Annotated in this window: 17 protein-coding genes and 1 pseudogene; 15 read left to right on the top strand and 3 right to left on the bottom strand. The window is 65.3% G+C overall.

What is annotated here, in order from left to right:
• Positions 1 to 34: 34 nt before the first annotated feature.
• A complete protein-coding gene (locus XCSCFBP4642_RS0111775) occupies positions 35 to 1,129 on the top strand; it encodes an ABC transporter ATP-binding protein (protein WP_029219958.1) in 1,095 nt (364 codons plus the stop codon).
• Positions 1,130 to 1,309: 180 nt separating this feature from the next.
• Here XCSCFBP4642_RS0111775 and ygfZ read toward each other — a convergent pair whose 3' ends face one another.
• Complete coding sequence (ygfZ, locus tag XCSCFBP4642_RS0111770; RefSeq protein WP_029219957.1) at positions 1,310 to 2,182, bottom strand: CAF17-like 4Fe-4S cluster assembly/insertion protein YgfZ; 873 nt, start codon at positions 2,180 to 2,182, stop codon at positions 1,310 to 1,312.
• Here ygfZ and XCSCFBP4642_RS30495 point away from each other — a divergent pair.
• From XCSCFBP4642_RS30495 to lolD, 9 genes are all read left to right on the top strand, one after another.
• The gene (locus tag XCSCFBP4642_RS30495) at positions 2,084 to 2,392 is read left to right on the top strand and encodes a DUF1674 domain-containing protein (RefSeq protein WP_323134674.1); all 309 of its coding nucleotides are present in this window, start codon (positions 2,084 to 2,086) and stop codon (positions 2,390 to 2,392) included. The genes ygfZ and XCSCFBP4642_RS30495 overlap by 99 nt on opposite strands.
• A gap of 56 nt (positions 2,393 to 2,448) precedes the next feature.
• Complete coding sequence (gene sdhC, locus XCSCFBP4642_RS0111765) at positions 2,449 to 2,841, top strand: succinate dehydrogenase, cytochrome b556 subunit (protein ID WP_029219956.1); 393 nt, start codon at positions 2,449 to 2,451, stop codon at positions 2,839 to 2,841.
• Positions 2,838 to 3,224 carry a succinate dehydrogenase, hydrophobic membrane anchor protein gene (gene sdhD, locus XCSCFBP4642_RS0111760; protein ID WP_029219955.1) on the top strand — a complete coding sequence of 129 codons (387 nt, stop codon included), beginning with the start codon at positions 2,838 to 2,840 and terminating at the stop codon, positions 3,222 to 3,224. Before sdhC ends, sdhD begins: the two co-directional genes overlap by 4 nt.
• Positions 3,225 to 3,258: 34 nt before the next feature.
• Positions 3,259 to 5,049: a succinate dehydrogenase flavoprotein subunit gene (gene sdhA, locus XCSCFBP4642_RS0111755; protein ID WP_029219954.1), complete on the top strand. Its 1,791-nt coding sequence runs from the start codon at positions 3,259 to 3,261 to the stop codon at positions 5,047 to 5,049.
• 230 nt (positions 5,050 to 5,279) lie between these two features.
• The gene (locus XCSCFBP4642_RS0111745; RefSeq protein WP_029219952.1) at positions 5,280 to 6,062 is read left to right on the top strand and encodes a succinate dehydrogenase iron-sulfur subunit; all 783 of its coding nucleotides are present in this window, start codon (positions 5,280 to 5,282) and stop codon (positions 6,060 to 6,062) included.
• Between the two features lie 112 nt (positions 6,063 to 6,174).
• The gene (locus XCSCFBP4642_RS0111740; protein ID WP_014507842.1) at positions 6,175 to 6,423 is read left to right on the top strand and encodes an FAD assembly factor SdhE; all 249 of its coding nucleotides are present in this window, start codon (positions 6,175 to 6,177) and stop codon (positions 6,421 to 6,423) included.
• Entirely contained in the window at positions 6,374 to 6,826 is a 453-nt protein-coding gene (locus XCSCFBP4642_RS0111735; protein ID WP_033898299.1) for a YgfX family protein, read from the top strand. The genes XCSCFBP4642_RS0111740 and XCSCFBP4642_RS0111735 overlap by 50 nt, the downstream gene beginning before the upstream one ends.
• 23 nt (positions 6,827 to 6,849) lie before the next feature.
• Positions 6,850 to 8,091, top strand: a complete 1,242-nt coding sequence (locus XCSCFBP4642_RS0111730; RefSeq protein ID WP_029219950.1) for a lipoprotein-releasing ABC transporter permease subunit — start codon at positions 6,850 to 6,852, stop codon at positions 8,089 to 8,091.
• A gap of 37 nt (positions 8,092 to 8,128) precedes the next feature.
• Complete coding sequence (lolD, locus tag XCSCFBP4642_RS0111725; protein WP_167331385.1) at positions 8,129 to 8,839, top strand: lipoprotein-releasing ABC transporter ATP-binding protein LolD; 711 nt, start codon at positions 8,129 to 8,131, stop codon at positions 8,837 to 8,839.
• A gap of 85 nt (positions 8,840 to 8,924) precedes the next feature.
• On the opposite strand, the gene XCSCFBP4642_RS0111720 is transcribed toward lolD, so the two are convergent.
• Positions 8,925 to 9,989 carry an SDR family oxidoreductase gene (locus XCSCFBP4642_RS0111720; protein WP_029219948.1) on the bottom strand — a complete coding sequence of 355 codons (1,065 nt, stop codon included), beginning with the start codon at positions 9,987 to 9,989 and terminating at the stop codon, positions 8,925 to 8,927.
• A gap of 799 nt (positions 9,990 to 10,788) precedes the next feature.
• Here XCSCFBP4642_RS0111720 and XCSCFBP4642_RS0111710 point away from each other — a divergent pair.
• From XCSCFBP4642_RS0111710 to lpxK, 5 genes and pseudogenes are all read left to right on the top strand, one after another.
• A pseudogene (locus XCSCFBP4642_RS0111710) lies at positions 10,789 to 13,320 on the top strand (DNA internalization-related competence protein ComEC/Rec2); the annotation flags it as partial.
• Positions 13,214 to 13,870 (top strand): MotA/TolQ/ExbB proton channel family protein, encoded by a 657-nt coding sequence (locus XCSCFBP4642_RS0111705; RefSeq protein ID WP_029219946.1) that lies wholly within the window; start codon positions 13,214 to 13,216, stop codon positions 13,868 to 13,870. The pseudogene XCSCFBP4642_RS0111710 and the gene XCSCFBP4642_RS0111705, both read left to right, overlap by 107 nt.
• Before the next feature lie 3 nt (positions 13,871 to 13,873).
• A complete protein-coding gene (locus tag XCSCFBP4642_RS0111700) occupies positions 13,874 to 14,329 on the top strand; it encodes an ExbD/TolR family protein (RefSeq protein ID WP_029219945.1) in 456 nt (151 codons plus the stop codon).
• Complete coding sequence (gene msbA, locus XCSCFBP4642_RS0111695) at positions 14,326 to 16,095, top strand: lipid A export permease/ATP-binding protein MsbA (protein ID WP_029219944.1); 1,770 nt, start codon at positions 14,326 to 14,328, stop codon at positions 16,093 to 16,095. The genes XCSCFBP4642_RS0111700 and msbA overlap by 4 nt, the downstream gene beginning before the upstream one ends.
• Positions 16,092 to 17,129, top strand: coding sequence for a tetraacyldisaccharide 4'-kinase (gene lpxK, locus XCSCFBP4642_RS0111690; RefSeq protein ID WP_029219943.1), 1,038 nt, complete (start codon positions 16,092 to 16,094; stop codon positions 17,127 to 17,129). The genes msbA and lpxK overlap by 4 nt, the downstream gene beginning before the upstream one ends.
• A 164-nt stretch (positions 17,130 to 17,293) precedes the next feature.
• Here the strand turns inward: lpxK and XCSCFBP4642_RS0111685 are convergent, their stop codons facing one another.
• On the bottom strand, positions 17,294 to 18,898 hold the full coding sequence (locus XCSCFBP4642_RS0111685; RefSeq protein WP_029219942.1) for a TonB-dependent siderophore receptor: 1,605 nt from the start codon (positions 18,896 to 18,898) through the stop codon (positions 17,294 to 17,296).
• Positions 18,899 to 19,491: the final 593 nt, after the last annotated feature.

Raw genomic sequence — 19,491 nt, 5'->3', positions numbered from 1 at the left:
GAGGGCAGGGCGCATACACAGTTGAGGCCGAACGATGGCGAAAGTGCAGTTGGAAGGTGTCCGCAAAGTCTATGAAAACGGCCAGGTGGCAGTGCAGGGTGCGAGCTTCGAGGTCGCCGACGGCGAGTTGATGGTGCTGGTCGGGCCGTCCGGCTGCGGCAAATCGACCCTGTTGCGCATGATCGCCGGCCTTGAAGACATCAGCGCCGGCACGCTGAAGATCGGCGAGCGCGTGGTCAACGACGTGGCGCCGAAGGATCGCGACATCGCCATGGTGTTCCAGAGCTATGCGCTGTATCCGCACATGACGGTGGCAGAGAATCTGGCCTTCGGGCTCAAGCTGCGTGGCCATCCCAAGCAGGTGATCGCCGAGCGGGTCAACAACGCCGCCGAGCTGCTCGGCCTGACCCCGATGCTGGACAAGCTGCCCAAGGCGATGTCCGGCGGCCAGCGCCAGCGCGTGGCGCTGGGGCGGGCGATGGTGCGCGAATCGTCGGTGTTCCTGCTCGACGAGCCGTTGTCGAACCTGGACGCCAAGCTGCGCCACAGCGTGCGCACCGAGATCGCACAGCTGCACCGCAAGCTCGGCACCACCATGATCTACGTCACCCACGATCAGGTCGAAGCGATGACGCTGGGCCAGCGCATCGTGGTGCTCAAGGATGGCGTGATCCAACAGATCGATAGCCCGATGGCGCTGTACGACCGCCCGGCCAACCTGTTCGTGGCCGGTTTCCTGGGCAGCCCGGCAATGAACGTGCTGCAGGGCCGGCTGGATGAGCAGGACGGCCTGCATCTGGTGATGGCCGATGGCTGGCGCGTGCCGCTGGGTGCTGCGCAGGTGGATCGTCGCTGGTTCGGCCGGGACGTGATCGTCGGCGTGCGCCCGGAGCATCTGCAGCCGTCCAGCGATCCGGTGCTGGGTTTCGAGGCGCGCGTCGAGGTCGTCGAGCCGGTGGGTAACGAGATCTTCCTCAACCTGGATCGCGGTGGGCAGCCGCTGGTGATCCGCGTCGCGCCGCAGGCCTTGCCGGCGGTGGGCGAGCCGTTGCGCCTGGCGCTGCGCAGCGATGTGTTGCATTTCTTCGACCCAGCCACTGGCGAGCGCCTGACAGACGCGACTGCCTGAGAACGGCTCACGCCGCCGGCATCTCGGCGCCGGCGGCGGAACGACGCCGGTTCGCACCGTCGCGGCGCAGCGACGGCTGCGCCATGCAGGCCCGGGCGTGTCGATTGCCATCGCCGCCGTTCGAGAACTCGTGGCCCGGGCTCAGCGGGTCGGGCTCAGCAGGTGTCGCAGCAGCTCAGCTCAGCGGGTCAGGCCGGGCGTCATCTGCAGCAATCGGGCAGGGGCGTCCCCAGCCTTCAGTGCCGCGCCATCGCCGACCGCCAGTTCCAGCGGCAGCACCGCCAGGGCCAATGTGCCAGCGGCGCTGACCACGGTGCCCACCTCGGCGCCATCCAGGCTGATCGCATCGCCCGGCGCGACGGCGATGTCGGTGTCGAGCAGTCGCACTGCGCGCTTGGCCTTGCCGAGGAAATGCGTGCGCGCCACGATTTCCTGGCCTGGGTAGCAGCCCTTCTTGACGCTGAAGGCCTGCAGGCGGTCGAGCGCCAGTTGCTGCGGCGTCCACTGCTCACGCTGTGCCTCCGGCAGGCGCGCCAGGCCCAATTGCAGATCGGCGCATCGCCATTGGGCGTCGATGCCGGGTAAATCGATAGACGCAGCCAATGCATCGCCCGCCAGCAGCAACAGCGTGCGGGGCAGGGCGCTGCTACCGAGATCCAGTTCGATGTGCTGCGCGGTGATGGCGGCCTGCGCGCCCTGCGCCTGCCGTGGCGCCTGGAAGCCGGCGTAGGCTGCGGGCGTGGCAAGCGCGAGCTTCAGCTTGCGCCGGAACACGAAACGCCCCAACTGCGCGGCGATCTCGGCCGCGTTGCCATCGGGCAGCAGCATCAGCAGGTGCATGTCGTCCTCACGCAGGAGTGCGAAGATCGCGATGACGCGCCCTTTCGCCGTCAACCACGCATTCCATTGCCACCGCCCGATCGCCAGCGCCTGCACGTCGTTGGCAAATTGCGCATGCGCGAACGCCACTGCATCCGTCCCGATCAAGCGGACGTATTGCATGTCGTGCAGGGAGCCAAACCCCTGCGGAATAAGATTCAGGTTGTCAGCCACGGAAGGGGAGGACTAAAATCGCAACGTTGTGAGACCACTATGATAGGCCATCCAACCCCCACGCCATCGCAGGATTCCGAGACGCAGCCTTCCTCTCAGGAGCACATTCCCGAGAAGCGGCCCCTGCCCAAAGAGATCGGTGGGCGCGACGGCCCCGAGCCAACGCGCTATGGCGACTGGGAAAAAAATGGACGCTGCATCGATTTTTGAGCAGCTTTTAGCCACAGCGGCCTAGTGCCGCCCAGCCGAGAAAACGAGCCCAGCGAATGGCGATCCGCGAACGTCCCACTTCCCCACATCTGCAGGTGTATCGCTGGCAGATTCAGATGGCGACCTCGATCCTTCATCGAGCCACCGGCGTCATTCTTTCCGGAGGGGCGCTGGTCATTGCCGTCTCCCTGCTGGTGTTGATGCTCGGGCAGGACCATTGGTCGTGCTTCACCCAGCATCTTGGCGCCTGGTACGGCCAGCTGTTCCTGTTTGCATGGTCCTGGGCGTTTGCCTATCACCTGTCCAACGGTATCCGCCATATCGTGCAGGACTTCGGCCACGGCTTCAGCATCCCCGCCTTCGTGCGTAGCAGCTGGACCTCGGTGATCGCCAGCCTGGTCATCACCGCCGCGATCTGGGCCTATGTCTTGACCGGAGCCGCCGCATGAGCCGTTACCGTACCCCGCTGAAGACCGTGCGCGGCCTGGGCGCCGCCAAGACCGGTACAGAGCATTTCGTGCTGCAGCGCCTGACCGCCACGGCGCTGGTGGTTCTGGCCATCTGGTTCGTGGTGTTCGTGCTGAGTCTGCTCGGTTCTGATTACCCGACTGCGGTTGCGGCCGTGTCCAAGCCCTGGAACGCCGTCCTACTGGTGGGTTTCCTGGTGGCAATGTTCTGGCATGCGCAGCTTGGCCTGCAGGTTGTGCTTGAGGACTACATCCACAATTCGCTGCTGGCATTAGCGCTGCAGACGACGGTGAAGTTCATCGCCGCGCTTGGCGCGATCGTCAGCATTTTCGCAGTGGCGCGCATCGCGCTGGGCGGTGCCTGAGTCATCGGGCGCACAGAACAGGAATCCAGATTAGATGTCCGCTTACAAGATTACTGAACACAAGTACGACATGGTCGTGGTGGGAGCCGGCGGGGCTGGCCTGCGCGCGACCTTCGGCCTGGCCCAGAAGGGGCTGCAGACGGTCTGCCTGACCAAGGTTTTCCCGACCCGTTCGCACACCGTGGCCGCGCAGGGCGGTATTTCCGCCGCGCTCGGCAATATGGGCGAGGACGACTGGCGCTACCACTTCTACGACACCATCAAGGGATCGGACTGGTTGGGCGACCAGGACGCCATCGAGTACATGTGCCGCGAAGCGATCCCGGCGATCATCGAACTCGAACACTACGGCGTGCCGTTCTCGCGCACCGAAGAGGGCAAGATCTACCAGCGCCCGTTCGGCGGCATGACCACCAAGTACGGTGAAGGCCCGTCCGCGCAGCGCACCTGCGCCGCGGCCGACCGCACCGGCCACGCCATGCTGCACACGCTGTACCAGCAGTCGCTGGCGCACAACGCGCGTTTCATGATCGAGTATTTCGCGCTCGACCTGGTCTTCGACGAAGAGGGTGTCTGCCGTGGCGTGCTCGCGCTGGACATGGCCGAAGGCTCGCTGCACCTGTTCCGCGCCCACGGCGTGGTGCTGGCCACCGGCGGTTACGGCCGTGCCTACTTCAGCGCCACTTCCGCCCATACCTGCACCGGCGACGGCGGCGGTCTGGTGATGCGTGCCGGCCTGCCGATGCAGGACATGGAGTTTGTGCAGTTCCATCCCACCGGCATCTACGGTGCGGGCTGCCTGATCACCGAAGGCGTGCGTGGCGAAGGCGGCATCCTGCGCAACAGCAACGGCGAGCGCTTCATGGAGCGCTATGCACCGCACTACAAGGACCTGGCTTCGCGCGACGTGGTGTCGCGTTCGATGACCATCGAGATCCGCGAAGGCCGCGGCGTCGGCGAGCACAAGGACCATATCCTGCTCGACCTGACCCACCTCGGCCCGGAAGTGATCAACGACAAGCTGCCCGGTATTGCCGAGAGCGCGCACATCTTTGCCGGTGTGGACGTAGCCAAGCAGCCGATTCCGGTGCTGCCGACCGTGCACTACAACATGGGGGGCATTCCTACCAACTACCACGGAGAAGTCGTGCGCAAGCAGGGCGACAACCCGGATGCGGTGGTGCCCGGCCTGTACGCCATCGGCGAAGCGGCCTGCGTGTCGGTGCATGGCGCCAACCGCCTGGGCTCCAATTCGCTGCTGGACCTGGTGGTGTTCGGGCGTGCGGTGGCCAACCGGTGCGCCGAGACGGTCAAGACCAACCAGCCGCACAAGCCGCTGCCGTCCGATGCCTGCGACAAGGCACTGGGCCTGCTGGACAAGTTGCGCCATGCCAACGGCTCCACGCCGACGGCGGTGATCCGCGACAACATGCAGCGCACCATGCAGTCGGACGCTGCGGTGTTCCGTACCAGCAAGACCCTGAAGGAAGGCGTGGACAAGATGGCCGAGATTTTCGCCACCTTCGAAGACGTCAAGGTGTCGGACCGTTCGCTGGTGTGGAATTCGGACCTGATCGAAACCTACGAGTTGAGCAACCTGCTGCTCAACGCGGTGGCGACGATCAACTCGGCCGAGCAGCGCAAGGAAAGCCGCGGCGCGCATGCGCACGAGGACTTCCCCGATCGCGACGACGTCAACTGGCAGAAGCACACGCTGGTCACCGTGGACGACAAGGGCAAGTGCGATTTCGACTATCGCCCGGTCCACATGTACACGCTGAGCAAGGAAGTGGACGTGGTTCCGCCGAAGCCGCGCGTGTACTGAATCGTCGATGCCGATGCCTGATACCGCCCCAGTCACCCGATCGATCCAGCGCCTGGTGCGTCCGGACGTTGCGGTCGCACGGTGCGCAGCAGGGCTGACGCAGGCGCGGCGCCGGCAGCATGTCGGCGGCCGCGCCACCGTATTGATGGTGGCATCCATCGTTTCCAATTTCATGCGCACGGTGCGGTTTTCGCTCGCACCGCGCGTCGCCTGAGCCAACGAGAGCAGCTATGGCAGAGTTCACCCTCCCCAAGAATTCCAAGATCGGCAAGGGCAAGCATTACCCTGCTCAAGGCGCCAAGAACACGCGCACCTTCAAGGTCTACCGCTGGGATCCGGATGGCGACGCCAATCCGCGCACCGACAGCTACGAGATCGATCTGGACAAGTGCGGTCCGATGGTGCTGGACGCGCTGATCAAGATCAAGAACGAGATCGACCCGACCCTGACCTTCCGCCGCTCCTGCCGCGAAGGCATCTGCGGCTCGTGCGCGATGAACATCGACGGCACCAATACGCTGGCCTGCACCAAGGCCATCGCGGCCTGCGGCAAGGCCGAGGTGCCGATCTATCCGCTGCCGCACATGGATGTGATCAAGGACCTGGTGCCGGACCTGACCCATTTCTATGCGCAGTACGCCTCGATCAAGCCGTGGATCCGCACCCAGACCCCCGCGCCGCCGGACCGTGAGCGCCTGCAGTCGCCGGAAGATCGCAAGAAGCTCGACGGCCTGTACGAATGCATCCTGTGCGCCTGCTGCTCAACCAGTTGCCCGAGCTACTGGTGGAACGGCGAGCGCTACCTGGGCCCGGCAATCCTGTTGCAGGCCTACCGCTGGATCATCGACTCGCGCGATGAAGACACCGGTGCGCGCCTGGACGACCTGGAAGACCCATTCAAGCTGTATCGCTGCCACACCATCATGAACTGCGCGCGGACCTGCCCGAAGGGATTGAATCCGGCATTGGCCATCGCCGAGATCAAGAAGCTGATGATGGCGCGCCGCGCCTGATCGCAAGGCGATACGGTCCTGCCCGGCGGGATGCGGTTCTCAGCGGCACCGGCCTCCTGGGTCAGGTGCCGCTGTCGTTTTCGGCCCGCCGCGGGGCGGGGTGGAGAAAGAGATGGACGAAGACACACTGCTGAAGAAGCTGCGCTGGCGTTGTCGGCGCGGCATGCGCGAGCTGGATCAATTGTTCGGCCGCTATCTGGACCGACGCTGGGCGCAAGCGCCTGCGGCAGAGCGCGCGGTTTTCCTACAGTTGCTGGATTGCGAAGACGATAAGTTGTGGCGCTGGTTCATGGGATACGAGGCCTGCCCGGATGCCGACAACGCCGCACTCATCGCCGATATCCGCGCCATGCCGGCTTGAATGGCGGCCCTCGCGCGCACTTGCCTGCGCGCTGGTGCTGATGGCGCTGTTGGCCCAGGGCGCGGTATGGCGCTGCGGCGCGCCGATCTGGGGTGCGCTGGTGTTGTCCGGCTATGCCGCGCTGCTCGGCATGCATTCGCTGCACCGGCTGTTGCGCTCGCCGCTCCGCCAACTGGTGGTGCCATGGAGCGATGCGGCGGCCAGCGTCGACGGAGAGCGGGTGGAGGACATGCAGGTACGCTGGCGCGGGCCGATTGCGGTGGTGTCCTGGCGGAGCAGCGGTAACCGCCGCAGCCGGCTGCATTTCTGGCCGGATACGCTGCCGGCAGCGCAGCGACGTGAACTGCGTCTGGCCGCACAGGCACACGCGATTTCGTCCCGGGCGCTGCAAGTGGCACCATAGCGTCCCTTTCCCGGTTGAACCGCATGTTCAAACCTATCCCGGTTGCCATCGGCTTGCGCTACCTGCGTGCCAAGCGGCGCAATGGTTTCATCTCCTTCATCTCGATGGCATCGATCCTGGGCATCGCCCTGGGCGTGACCGTGTTGATCACCACGCTGGCGGTGATGAGCGGCTTCCAGAAAGAAATCCGCGACCGTCTGCTGCAGATGGCTGCACATGCCACAGTCAGTGCCGAAGGTGCGCCGATGCGGGACTGGCAGCACGCGGTCGAGGTCGCCATGGCCGACCCGCGTGTGGCCGGCGCCGCGCCGTACATCGAAACCGAGTCACTGCTGCAGGGCCCGCGCAAGCAACCGGCCATCGTGCGCGGCGTGATTCCTTCCGAAGAGGCCAAGGTGTCGGTGCTGGCCAAGAAAATGCAGCAAGGGTCGGTCGACAGCCTGACGCCCGGCTCCTACAACATCATCATCGGCAAGGAACTGGCGCTGTGGCTGGGGGTGGACGTAGGCGACGGCATCGTCGTGCTGCTCAGCGATACCCAGGCCACCCCGTTGGGCGCGATGCCGCGGCTCAAGCGCTTCACCGTCAGCGGCATCTTCGAGGCTGGCTACAACGAAATCGACCGCGGCCTGGCGGTGGTCAACATGCAGGATCTGGGGCGCGTGCTGCGCATGGACGGCGTGACCGGCGTGCGGCTGCGCCTGCACGACATGGACCAGGCCTGGAACGTGGCGCGCGACCTTGCGCTCAAGTTGCACGGCCCGTATCGCGTCAGCGACTGGACCCAGGAAAACGCCAACCTCTATCACTCGTTGAAGATGGAAAAGACCGTGATGGGCATCCTGCTGTCGCTGATCGTGGCGATGGGGGCGTTCAACCTGGTGTCCTCGCAGGTGATGCTGGTGACCGACAAGCAGGCCGACATCGCCATCCTGCGCACGCTGGGCCTGTCGCCCGGCGGAGTGATGCAGGTGTTCATGGTGCAGGGTTCGCTGATCGGCTTCATGGGCACCATTATGGGCGTGATCGGCGGCATCGTGCTGACGCTCAACCTCGAACGCATCCTGGGCGTGATCGAAGCGGTTTTCAGCGTAAAACTGCTGCCGGAGGACGTCTATTACATCACCGGCCTGCCGACCGATATGCAGACGCAGGACGTGGTGATCATCACCGTGGTCGCGTTGGTCATGAGTTTCCTGGCGACCCTGTACCCAGCGTGGCGTGCCTCGCGGACCCAACCGGCGGAGGCGCTGCGTTATGAATGAGATCCGTGAATCGGGATTCGCGAATCGGGAATCGGGAATGCAACAGCCCAACCAATCCGATCTGGTGATTCGCGCCGAGGCGTTGGCCAAGACCTACGCCGAAGGCAAGATGCGCACGCCGGTGTTCGACGGCCTGGATCTATCGGTGGCGACCGGCGAAACGGTGGCCATTGTTGGTGCCTCCGGTGCGGGCAAGAGCACCTTGCTGCATCTGCTGGGCGGGCTGGATATCCCGACCTCCGGCGAGGTCTACGTGGCAGGCCAGCGCATGTCCGCGCTGTCCGACGGCCAGCGCGGCAAGCTGCGCAACCAGGCGCTGGGCTTCGTGTACCAATTCCATCACCTGCTGCCGGAATTTACCGCGTTGGAAAACGTGATGATGCCGGTACTGCTGTCGGGCAAGGAGGTGGCGGTTGCGCGCGGGCAGGCGCTGCATCTGCTGGAATCGGTCGGCTTGGGCCATCGCATCGAGCACAAGCCCAGCGAGCTGTCTGGTGGCGAGCGTCAGCGCTGTGCGGTGGCGCGTGCCCTGGTGAACCGCCCCGGCTGCGTATTGGGCGATGAACCCACTGGCAACCTCGACGACAAGACCGCCGGCACGGTGTTCGAGCTGATGCTGGAGCTCAATCGCGCCCAGCGCACCAGCCTGGTGCTGGTGACCCACGACCGCGGCCTGGCGCGCCGCCTGGATCGTGTGCTGGAGCTGCACCAGGGCAAGCTGCGCGAACTGGCGCCCTCGGCGGTGTGAGTGCTGCGCCGCCGCCGGTGTTCCGGTGGCGGCGCAAGGAGCAACCACAGTCCGTTGAAGACCCGCGCTGATACTCAAAACACGATCAAGGAATGATGCGCAGCGCCCGCAGCCGGGTGAACAGTTCGAAGAACGAGGCGCGGCTGTCGTAGAAATCCACAAAGCCCAGTTCGCGGCTCTTGGTCATGTCGTTGACGCACTCGATCTCGCGGCCCAGGTCCGCATCGGTGTGCCACCACGAGGCCAGCCGATTGACGTCCGCTGCGACCAGGCCGTGTTTGGCGGCAAGCTCGGCCCATCGCGCAGGCGCGGACTCGGTCAGGCGCGCTTCCAGTGGCTGTGGCGTGTCCGGGCAGGGCGCTGCATCGAGTTCGAAGAACTGCGCAATCTGCTCCCACATCCAGCGCCAGCGAAGCACATCGCCGTTGACGGTGTTGAAGGCCTGGTTGCGCGCTGCGGGGCTGCGTCCTGCCCAGGCCAGCTGTCGGCCGAGCAGGCCGGCATCGGTGAGGTCGGTGAGGCTGTTCCATTGCGCCTGCGAGCCCGGAAACGCGAACGGCTGACCAGTGTGCTTGCACAGCGATGCATAGACCGCCAGCGTCACGCCCATGTTCATCGCATTGCTGCCGTTGGCCATGCCGATCATGGTGTGCGAGCGATCCACGCTCCACCCAAAGCCGTGGCGCTCGGCGTTCGCGAACAGCAGGTCCTCGAGCGTGTAGTAGAAATTCGCGCCCGGTTGCCGCGGCTCGCTTTCGCGAAACGGCGTTTCCGCCTTGCCGCTGCCGTAGTTTTCGAATGCACCCAGATAGTGCTTGGTGCCGGTGACCAAGGCCATATGCTGCAACGGGGCATGGCTCAAGGCCTCGCACAGGTTGCGCATCATCGCGCCATTGGCCTCGACGTTTTCACGCTCGGTGTCGCGCCGCGTCCAGGTGCAGAAGAACACGTGGGTGATCGGCAAGCCCTGCAACGCAGTGCGGGTGCCTTCGGCGTCCAGCAGATCGGCAGCGACCGGGATGACGCCGTCCTGCGGCAGCGGCCGACGCGCCAGGCCATAGACGGTCCAGCCCTCAGCCACCAGTACGTTGGCGAGGTTGTAACCGGAAATGCCGGTCACGCCGACAATCAATGCGATGCCCTTACGCATGAGGGGAACTCCTCGATAACAGCCCCGACCAGAGCGCCTGTCCCATGAAATCGAGGCGAATACCGGCTCTGCGGTCAACGGATGGCTGCATGTGGTGTGTCGCATCGCCGGTCTGTGTCCGTCTATACGGATTCGCACACGCAACTGATCGAGCGATCGCACACATGTGGTCTGCGCCAGCACCAAACGTAGGGGGGCAGGATGACACCCTGCTGCTTCGATGTTTGCTGCCCGACCGGCTAAAGTTGCGACCGGTTGCCGGGGTAGCTGCGTGCTGCGACCGGGACGCCTGTCGTCAACGGAGGTGCTCGGCGCCTCAAGTGAGGACACGCGTGTTATCGCCGCTCTGATGTTCCTGTGGGTGCTTTGGCGTCGGATCGGACAGGCCATGCTGAGGGCGGCCTTTGTGCTGAAGGCCGCCACAGTGCCCCCAGAGTGCGCCACCGCGGGTCGGTGAGCTGGCGTGGACCCGGCAACTACGATGCTGGTGGCAGCATCCGGATCGCGACGATCGCGGTATCGATCGCCAGTTCGTCGAGCGTCGCGAGCCGGCAGTGCACATCGCGGCGGAGGCGAGCGTGTTGCGGATATCGTTCAACATACATTCCGACGACGACACCACGTACGCGTCCGGATGACTGCTTCTGTCGGTTGGTCGGAGCGCTCGGTATGATGAAGATCCGCCACCGCCAACCCGTCTTCTTCCTACCATGTGGCGGGCAAACCACTGCTATGGGCGCCAGACGGCGTGGTCTAGCCTGAGGTGGTGGATTCAGGACGATCAGGATGGCGGAGTGGCATGGATGTCTCGGCACCTAGGGCGACACCGGCACCGCTTGCATCGGCCGTCCCCATTGCGGTGGCCTTGCTGCTGGGCGTGGTCGGCTGCGCGTGGTCGCCGGCCCTCGTGTCGTCCGCGACCTATGCGGCCCTTGGTGGAACAGGCCTGGTGAGCCTCATCGGGATCTTGTGGCGGCGTCCGCGCGCGGCGGTGCGGATGCTGATGCTTGCAACCATGGTGCTGGGCTTTGCGCTTACCGGTTGGCATGCGGGTCGGGCATTGCAGTCGCAGTTGCTTCCAGATGACGAAGCGCACGATCTCACGGTCCGTGGCCAGGTGGTCGGGCTGCCCGTGGCCGAGCAGCGGCGCACCCGCTTCCAGTTGCGTGTCGACCGCGATCAGGCGCAGCCGGCGGCAGTGCGTGGCAAGCTGCTGCAACTGGCGTGGTACGACGCCTTCGAGGCGCAGCAGGTCGGGCCACGCGCCGCATTGCGGGCCGGTGCCCGGTGGCAGCTGCGGCTCAAGTTGCGTGCGCCGCGCGGGCTGCGAAACCCGGGAGGGTTCGATGCCGAACGCCAGGCACTGGCGCAACGCATCGCGGCGACCGGCTATGTGCGTGAACCCGGCGCCGCCCATCCGCTTGCCGCGCCACGCGGTGTGGATGCCTGGCGCGATCGCATGTCGCAACGTATCGCTGACCAGGTATCTGGCTCGTCGGCGCCGTATCTGCGTGCGCTGGCACTGGGCGACACCCGCGGTCTTGACGATGCGGCCTGGGCCACCTTGCGCGCGACCGGGCTCAGCCACCTGATCGCGATCTCTGGATTCCATGTCGGCCTTGTCGCCGGCTTTTTCGCGCTGGCGGTCGCCGCGCTGTGGCGATGGCGGCCCGGCCTTGGCCTGGTGATTCCACGCGTTCATGCCGCCGCGCTGGCGGCATTGTTCGGCGCGGCCGCCTACGCCGTGCTCGCGGGGCTGGCGCTGCCCACTGTCCGGACCGTGCTGATGATCGCGGTCGTGGCATTGGCGCGGGTCACGCGGCGACGCGCCACGACCGCGCAGATGCTCGCGCTGGCCTTGCTGGCGGTGCTGCTATGGGATCCGCTGAGCGTGCTGGTGGCCGGCTTCTGGCTCAGTTTTGCCGGTGTCGCCTGGCTGGTGTGGTGCCTGCCATCGGACGACCGCGCCATCGTGCGCGGCTTTCTCTCTGCGCAGGCCGTCGCCACTGTGGGCTTGCTGCCCCTCACCATCAGCCTGTTCGGGCAGGCATCCCTGGTGGGGCCGTTCGCCAATCTGCTGGCCATTCCCTGGTGGACCTTCGTGGTCGTGCCGCTGTGCCTGATCGGCACGGCGCTGGAAGCCCTGCATGCCGGCGCAGGGGTCTGGGCATGGCAACTGGCAAGCTGGTGTTTCGAACTGACCTGGCCCGGTTTTGTCTGGCTCGGGCAGACCACCGCAGCGTTGTGGTGGGTGCCCGAATCCGATGCCATCGCACTGATCGCCGCGTTGCTGGGCGCGTTCTGGCTATTGCTGCCGCGAGGTACCCCTGGCAAGGCCATGGCCTGTCTGCTGTGGTTGCCGCTGCTGTGGCCGGATCGTGCCTTGCCCGTTGCGGGCGAGGCCGACATCGAGGTGTTGGACGTGGGGCAGGGCCTGGCGGTGCTGGTGCGTACCCAGCACCATGCTCTACTGGTGGATACCGGCCCGGCGGTGCGCGATGGCTTCGATGCCGGCGAGCGCGTGGTACTGCCCGCCTTGCATGCACTTGGCGTGCGCCGGCTGGATGCCATCGTGCTAAGCCATGCCGATGCGGATCACGCCGGCGGCTATGCGGCTGTGCGTGCCGGCATGCCGGTCGCGATGACCGCCGCGCCGCCAGGTGCGCCGCTGGATGTCAGTACGCGCTGTCACGCCGGACAGCAGTGGGAGTGGGATGGAGTGCGCTTTCGGGTCCTGCATCCCGGGCCGGCGTTTCCGTACCTGCGCAATCAATCCAGCTGCGTGCTGCGGGTCGAGACACGTTACGCCAGCGCGCTGCTGCCGGGCGATATCGATGCGCTGGTCGAGCAGAGGCTGCTGCGCGACCACGCCCCGCTGTTGCGGGCGGAGGTGGTGATCGTGCCGCACCATGGCAGTGCGGATGGCTCGCATGCCGGCTTGATTGCCGCCAGTGGCACGCGGCTGGCGTTGGTGTCGTCCGGGCACGGCAACCGATTCGGGCACCCGCGGGCGCAGGTGGTGCAGCGTTGGCAGGGCAGTGGCGCCGAAGTGCTCGATACTGCCCAGTCCGGTGCGATCAGGGTCTGGCTGGAAGCGGACGGCTTGCAGGTGCGCGAGCGGCGGCGTTGGCAGCCGCGGCTGTGGGACGCTGCGGAACGGCGGCGGTCGGCTGCTATCCTATCGGCCAGCGAATAGGCGGCCGCGTTGCCGGAGGAATCGAATCGTGTTGGAGCTGGTCAAGGCGGGCGGTTGGCCGATGGTGCCGTTGCTGTTGTTGGGTGTGATCGCGTTGGCGATCGTCCTGGAACGTCTGTGGACCCTGCGCCGCAACGAGGTGACGCCCCCGGGTCTGGGCGAGGAAGTGCGCAACTGGGCCGCACGCGGCAAGCTGGACCCCACCCATATCGAGTCGCTGCGGCGCAATTCGCCGCTGGGCGCCTTGCTGGCGGCCGCGCTGGATGTACGCGGCCGTCCGCGCGATCTGGTCCGCGAACGCATCGAGGACACGGGGCGTCATGTGGTGCACCGCATGGAGCGGTATCTGAACGCGCTGGGCACGATCGCGTCGGCCGGACCATTGCTGGGCCTGTTGGGCACCGTGGTCGGCATGATCCAGATGTTCCTGGGCATCCTCGACCACGGCGTGGGCGATGTGAATCAGCTGGCCGGCGGCATCGGCAAGGCGCTGGTGTGCACCGCCACGGGCATGATCATCGCGGTGCCGGCGCTGATGGCGCACCGGTTCTTCAAGGGGCGCATTGCCGGCTACATCATCGAAATGGAGCAGGAGGCAACGCTGTTGTTGGATACCATGGACGGGCGCGTGGTTGCGCCCACGCCAGCAGCGTCGGGCATCAAGCCTGTCACGGCAAAGGGCTGACGGATGCGCATCGGCAGCGACCGAAACCAGGACGAGCCGCATATCGACCTGGTGCCATTGATTGACGTCATTCTCGTCCTCATCATCTTCTTCGTGGTGACCACGACCTTCGACGCACGTTCCACGCTGCAACTGCAGTTGCCGACCGCCAGCGACCAGAACACCAGCGCGCCGCCGCGCTCGCTCAGCGTGCTCGTCAATGCCGACGGGCACTACTTCATCAACGATCAGGAAGTGCTGCGCTCGGATGTCGATTCCCTGAAGCAGACCATCGCCCAGCTTGCCGGCGATGACCGCGAACAGACGGTGCTGATGCGCGCCGATGCGCGCACGCCGTACCAGGCCGTGGTCACTGCGCAGGACGCGCTGGGCCAGCTCGGCTTCCGGCGCATCGCCATCGCCACCGCTCCGCAGACCGGCAGCGGCGGCAACACCAGCAAGAACGGAACCCGCCAGTGACCACCCCCAACGACCGCCCGGCGCCAGTTTCGTCCTGGCGCACGTACCGTCGCCTGTTGGCCTTCGCCAGGCCCTATCGGCTGTTGTTGATCGGCGCGCTGATCGCCGCACTGGTGGAGGCGGCAGGCACCACCGGCTTCCTGGCGTTGATGAAGCCGATCACCGACGAGACCTTCATCTACAAGAATGCCGAAGTCAGCCGCTGGCTGCCGGTGCAGATCATCCTGCTGTTCGTGGTGCGTGGCGTTGCCGGCTACATCACCGATATGGCGATGGGCAAGTCCGCGCGCAGCATCGCGCGCGATCTGCGGGTCAAGGTGATGTCCAAGTATCTGCGTCTGCCGGGTTCGCGCTTCGATGCCGAGCCGGTACCCTCGATGCTGATCCGCCTGGGCTCGGATTCGGATCAAGTTGCGCAGGCGGCCGTGGACGCGGTCAAGGTGATGATCCAGCAATCGCTGCAGGTGATCGGCGCGTTGGCGCTGATGCTGTGGCATAGCTGGCAGGTCACGCTGACCATCGTGGTGCTGGCGCCGGTGCTGGCCTGGGTGATGGACAAGGTGGCGCGGCGCTATCGGCGCATCAGCCACAGCATCCAGGAGAGCGGCGCGCACTTGCTGCAGGCGGCCGATCAGACCTTGTCCAGCCACCAGGAGGTCAAGATCTACGGTGCCCAGCAGACCGAGATGGAGCGTTACGGCGCGCTGGCCGACCGCAACCTGCGCCTGGCGATGAAGGTCGAATCCACCCGCGGCATTTCCACCGCCACGGTGCAGATGATCGGCGCGATCGGCCTGTCGGCGCTGCTGTTCGTGGCCGGTGCGCAAGCCCTGGCCGGGCGCCTGACCGCAGGCGATTTCGTGGTGTTGATGACCTCGATGCTGACGATCATCCCGGGCCTCAAGCAGCTCACCAATGTGCAGAACATGGTGCAGCGCGGCCTGGCCTCGGCCGAGCGGCTGTTCTCGGTGCTCGACAGCCCGGACGAGCCCGACCAGGGCACGTTGCCGTTGACACGCGCCAAGGGCCTGATCGAATTTCGCGGCGTGACCGCGCGCTATCCGGAACAGGTGAACCCGGCCCTGGCCGATGTCAGCTTCGTCGCCCAGCCCGGTACGGTCACCGCGATCGTTGGCCGTTCCGGCAGCGGCAAATCCAGCCTGATCAAGCTGATCCCGCGGTTCTACGAGGCCGAGGCAGGGCAGATCCTGCTCGACGGGCATCCGGTGCAGGCCTACTCGCTGGCCGACCTGCGTCGCCAGATCGCGCTGGTCGGCCAGCAGGTGATGCTGTTCGACGGCAGCATTGCCGACAATGTCGCCTATGGCGAAATGCGCAATGCCGATGCCGGGCAACTGGAGCGCGCCATCCTCGGTGCCAACGCCATGGAATTCGTCGCGCAGTTGCCTGAGGGCCTGCAGTCGCCTGTCGGCGCCAAGGGTGGGCGCTTGTCCGGCGGCCAGCGCCAGCGCCTGGCCATCGCACGCGCGATGCTCAAGGACGCGCCGATCCTGATCCTGGATGAGGCCACCGCTGCACTGGACAACGAATCGGAGCGGCTGGTGCAGGACGCCTTGCACAAGCTGATGCCCGACCGCACCACGCTGGTGATCGCACACCGCCTGTCCACCATCGAGCACGCCGATCAGGTCCTGGTGATGGACCAGGGCCGCATCGTCGAGCGCGGCACCCACACCGAATTGCTGGCGCAGGGCGGGTTGTATTCGCATCTGCACGGCATGCAGTTTCGCGAACGTCAGGCATGAGCAAGCGTGGCGCCCGCACGCCGGGCTATTGGTACGACTGCACTCCGATTCCGCTGCCGGCACGCCTGTTGGCACCGATCTACGGCGCGGCGATTGCAGTACGGCGCGGCCTGTATCGTCGCGGCTGGCGTAAGCGGCATGGCGTACCGGTGCCGGTGATCGTGGTCGGCAACGTCACTGCGGGCGGCACCGGCAAGACGCCGCTGACCATCGCGCTGGTGTCCAAGCTGCAGGAAGCCGGTTGGACCCCTGGCGTGGCCAGCCGTGGCTATGGTCGCGACGACGCAGGCACCGCCCGCTGGGTCGACGCGGACACGCCGGTGGCACTGGGGGGCGATGAGCCTGTGTTGATTGCCTGGAAGACCGGTGCACGCGTCCGCGTGGACGGCAACCGTGTGGCGGCTGCACGCGCCCTGGTCGAAGCGGGGTGCGACATCATCGTCTGCGACGACGGGCTGCAGCACTACCGGCTGGCCCGCGATGTGGAAATCGAAGTGGTCGATGGCCAGCGCCGCTATGGCAATGGCCGCCTGCTGCCTGCCGGGCCGCTGCGCGAACCGGCTGCACGCGCGCAGGAGTGCGACTTCCGCGTGATCAATCTCGGTCAGGCCAGCGCGACTGCCGCGCCGCAGGCGCCAGCCGATGCCGGTTTCGGCGAATGGCAGATGCGGCTGAGCATCGACAGCGTGCAGCCGATGGATGGCAAGCGGGCACAACCATTGAGCATAGTGGCCGGGCAACGCGTGCATGCGGTTGCCGGTATCGCCAATCCGGAACGCTTTTTCGCCATGCTGCGCGCACGCGGCATCGGGGTCGTGCCGCATGCATTCCCCGACCATCATGTCTACACGGCAGCGGATTTCAGTTTCGGTAGCCGCCTGCCGGTATTGATGACCGAGAAGGACGCGGTGAAATGCCGTCCGTTCGCCGACGAGTGGCTGTACAGCGTGCCGCTCAAGGCCGAGCTGCCTGCCGCGTTCTGGGTGAGTCTGCTGGACCGCCTGGACAGGCTGGCCAGTCGTGGTCGCGACTGACAGGTGTTCTGGCGTCACGCCGGGCCGCGCTGTTTCCATGTGCAACGGCATACGGCACCCTGGCAGGGGCGCGGTTCCGACCGCAACAATGCAAGGCGATCAGGAAATAAGCAGGCGCCCGTAGGGCGCCTTTTTATTGTTGGATTGGCAGCATTCGCGGCCAGTCAGAAGCGGTAATTCAGCGACAGCCACCAATTGCGGCCCGGACCCGCATAGCCCTGGTCCCAGTATAGGCTGTTGATATACGTGCGATCGGTGAGGTTGTTGATATTGAGCGTCGCATTGAACTGCGGCGTGATTTCATAGCTGGCCATCACCCCGATCAGCGCATAGCTCGGCTGCCGGATGATGCCAGGGCCGCTGTCCTGCACGCGCGTGATGGCTTCCTGCCAGCGCACATTAGCGCCAAGCTTGAGTTGTTCAAGCCCTGGAACACGGTAGGTGGTCGCGAGCTTGGCCATGCGCCGCGGCACGTAAGTGCGCACGTTTTCGCCGTTATCGCCCTCAAGACTCAGCTGCGTGTAGCTGGCGCTCAACTGCCAGGAGTCGCCCAATTGCCCGGCCACCTCGGCTTCATAGCCGGTGGAGGTGGCGTCGATGCCCCGATAGACCAGCAATGCCCCTACGTTGCCATCGCTCTCTGCGGTGTTGTCCTGCTTGGCGCGGAACAGGGCGAACGCCGCGTTGATGCGGCCGTCCAGCCATTGCCCCTTGATGCCCAGTTCGGCATTGTTGCCGGTGATGGGATCGAGCACGTTCAGATTGCGATCCAGTTCTGTCTGCGGATTGAAGATCTCCGCGTAGCTGGCATACAGCGCGTAATTCGGATCGAAGGCGTAGACCGCGCCCACGAAGGGCAGGGTCTGGTTGCTGTCGTAGCGGTGCTGTAGGCCGTAGTTGGTGCCGTTGCTCTCCACCTGGGTCTGGTTGACGCCGGTGATCACCTTCAGTCGATCGCCCAGACTCCAGCGCGCAGTGACATAGGCAGTGCGCCTTGTCATGTCGAAAGCAGCGCCGTCGGCCCCTGCGTCGAACGCCGGCTTTGGATAATTGCCGGTCCAGTCTTCCAGGCGCGGCAGCGCGTTGCCGATGCCGCGTCCGTACAGCGACAACTGCTCGGTGTCGAGCGTGCCCCAGTTCACGCCAACCACCAGGTCGTGGCGTCTGCCCCCGAGCGCGAAGGTACCGGAGACATAGACATCGGCGAACTTCTGCGACTCGCTGCTGTCGTAGTACGAAGGGTAGGCGAACAGGCCAAGGCCGGTCTGGCGGTCGGGTTGGCCGTACACATAGAACAGGTCACCCTCGGTCTCGAAGCGGCGATAGTTCAACGATCCCTTCAGCGACCAGTCGCCGCCGAGCGCCTGCTGCACTTCCAGGAAAACGCGCTTGTCGGTGCTGCTCCAGTGGCTCCAGTCGGTGGAAGTGCTGGTCGAGCGATCGTAGCGAGCCTGGGTGCCGTCGCTGTAATACAGCGGCAGCGCGCCCCACATTCCGCCCCGCGGTGCATTGTCCTGATAGCTGGCGCCGACCGTCAGCAGCGTGCTGTCGGTCAGATCCGCCTCCAGCACGCCGTAGAAGACTTTCTTGTCGACCCAATAGCGGTCCAGATAGCTGTCGCCTTCCTGCCAGGCGCCCACCGCACGCCCGCGCACGCTACCGGACTGGTTGAGCGGGCCGGAGACATCGGCATCCACGCGGTAGCTGGACCAGGAGCCGCCACTGAGTGTCACCGCGCCGGCCAGCGCATCGGTGGGGCGCTTGCGCACGAAATTGAGGGTCGGCGGGGATTCGTGTAAAAAACAGCCAAAAATGAGCTAACTTTTTGTCGGAAAAGGGTTTTCGAGAAGTTCTACCGCCCCTCTGCACAGGCCTCGCGCTGAATTGGAATTTGACCGACTCGACGCGGTGGGTAGCCTCCTCTAGCGCGTGGCCGTACTGGTCGTGGACGTGGCCCCGCCGATCATGACGCCTGCGGCGGCATCGACCCCATAGCAGCCTCGCACACCGACCTCCCCCCATCTCCCGGATCCACATTCCACTGAATAACGTGGTGTTTACACACGGCAGCACATTTACCCACGAAGTCCAGGCACGTTGTATAGTTTTCAGCTTCGCCCGATCACTAGGCACAGTTTCGCCAGTCCAAAGAGTTTTTCGCTTGGCGAAAGCAGGTTTACGCTTTTCGTGAGAAGTTAGCAGCCCGCACTCTCGAGTAGGAGTTCTTATATGGGATGCTTCAACGTCACAGGTGCCAGTGGGAAGGCGAGCGAATATGTTGTCGAGCAACACGCTGGTCGGACCACGAATGAGCAAGCGACGCAAGAGTCGGCGACTCATCGGGAGACACAGGGTGTATTGC

This window comes from Xanthomonas cassavae CFBP 4642 (genome assembly GCF_000454545.1).
GTDB classification, from domain to species: Bacteria; Pseudomonadota; Gammaproteobacteria; order Xanthomonadales; family Xanthomonadaceae; genus Xanthomonas; species Xanthomonas cassavae.
The sequence above is the reverse complement of the archived record's forward strand: the minus strand, read 5'-3'. Positions and strand labels throughout refer to the sequence as shown.

Bases quoted from the DNA above. Each gene is read 5' to 3' on its own strand.
- sdhA (WP_029219954.1), top strand. From the start codon at position 3,259: ATGTCCGCTTACAAGATTACTGAACACAAGTACGACATGGTCGTGGTG.
- XCSCFBP4642_RS30495 (WP_323134674.1), top strand. From the start codon at position 2,084: ATGCGCGAACGCCACTGCATCCGTCCCGATCAAGCGGACGTATTGCAT.
- lpxK (WP_029219943.1), top strand. From the start codon at position 16,092: ATGAGCAAGCGTGGCGCCCGCACGCCGGGCTATTGGTACGACTGCACT.
- XCSCFBP4642_RS0111700 (WP_029219945.1), top strand. From the start codon at position 13,874: ATGCGCATCGGCAGCGACCGAAACCAGGACGAGCCGCATATCGACCTG.
- XCSCFBP4642_RS0111745 (WP_029219952.1), top strand. From the start codon at position 5,280: ATGGCAGAGTTCACCCTCCCCAAGAATTCCAAGATCGGCAAGGGCAAG.
- sdhD (WP_029219955.1), top strand. From the start codon at position 2,838: ATGAGCCGTTACCGTACCCCGCTGAAGACCGTGCGCGGCCTGGGCGCC.
- XCSCFBP4642_RS0111730 (WP_029219950.1), top strand. From the start codon at position 6,850: ATGTTCAAACCTATCCCGGTTGCCATCGGCTTGCGCTACCTGCGTGCC.
- lolD (WP_167331385.1), top strand. From the start codon at position 8,129: ATGCAACAGCCCAACCAATCCGATCTGGTGATTCGCGCCGAGGCGTTG.
- sdhC (WP_029219956.1), top strand. From the start codon at position 2,449: ATGGCGATCCGCGAACGTCCCACTTCCCCACATCTGCAGGTGTATCGC.
- XCSCFBP4642_RS0111740 (WP_014507842.1), top strand. From the start codon at position 6,175: ATGGACGAAGACACACTGCTGAAGAAGCTGCGCTGGCGTTGTCGGCGC.
- XCSCFBP4642_RS0111735 (WP_033898299.1), top strand. From the start codon at position 6,374: ATGCCGACAACGCCGCACTCATCGCCGATATCCGCGCCATGCCGGCTT.
- XCSCFBP4642_RS0111720 (WP_029219948.1), bottom strand. From the start codon at position 9,989: ATGCGTAAGGGCATCGCATTGATTGTCGGCGTGACCGGCATTTCCGGT.
- XCSCFBP4642_RS0111775 (WP_029219958.1), top strand. From the start codon at position 35: ATGGCGAAAGTGCAGTTGGAAGGTGTCCGCAAAGTCTATGAAAACGGC.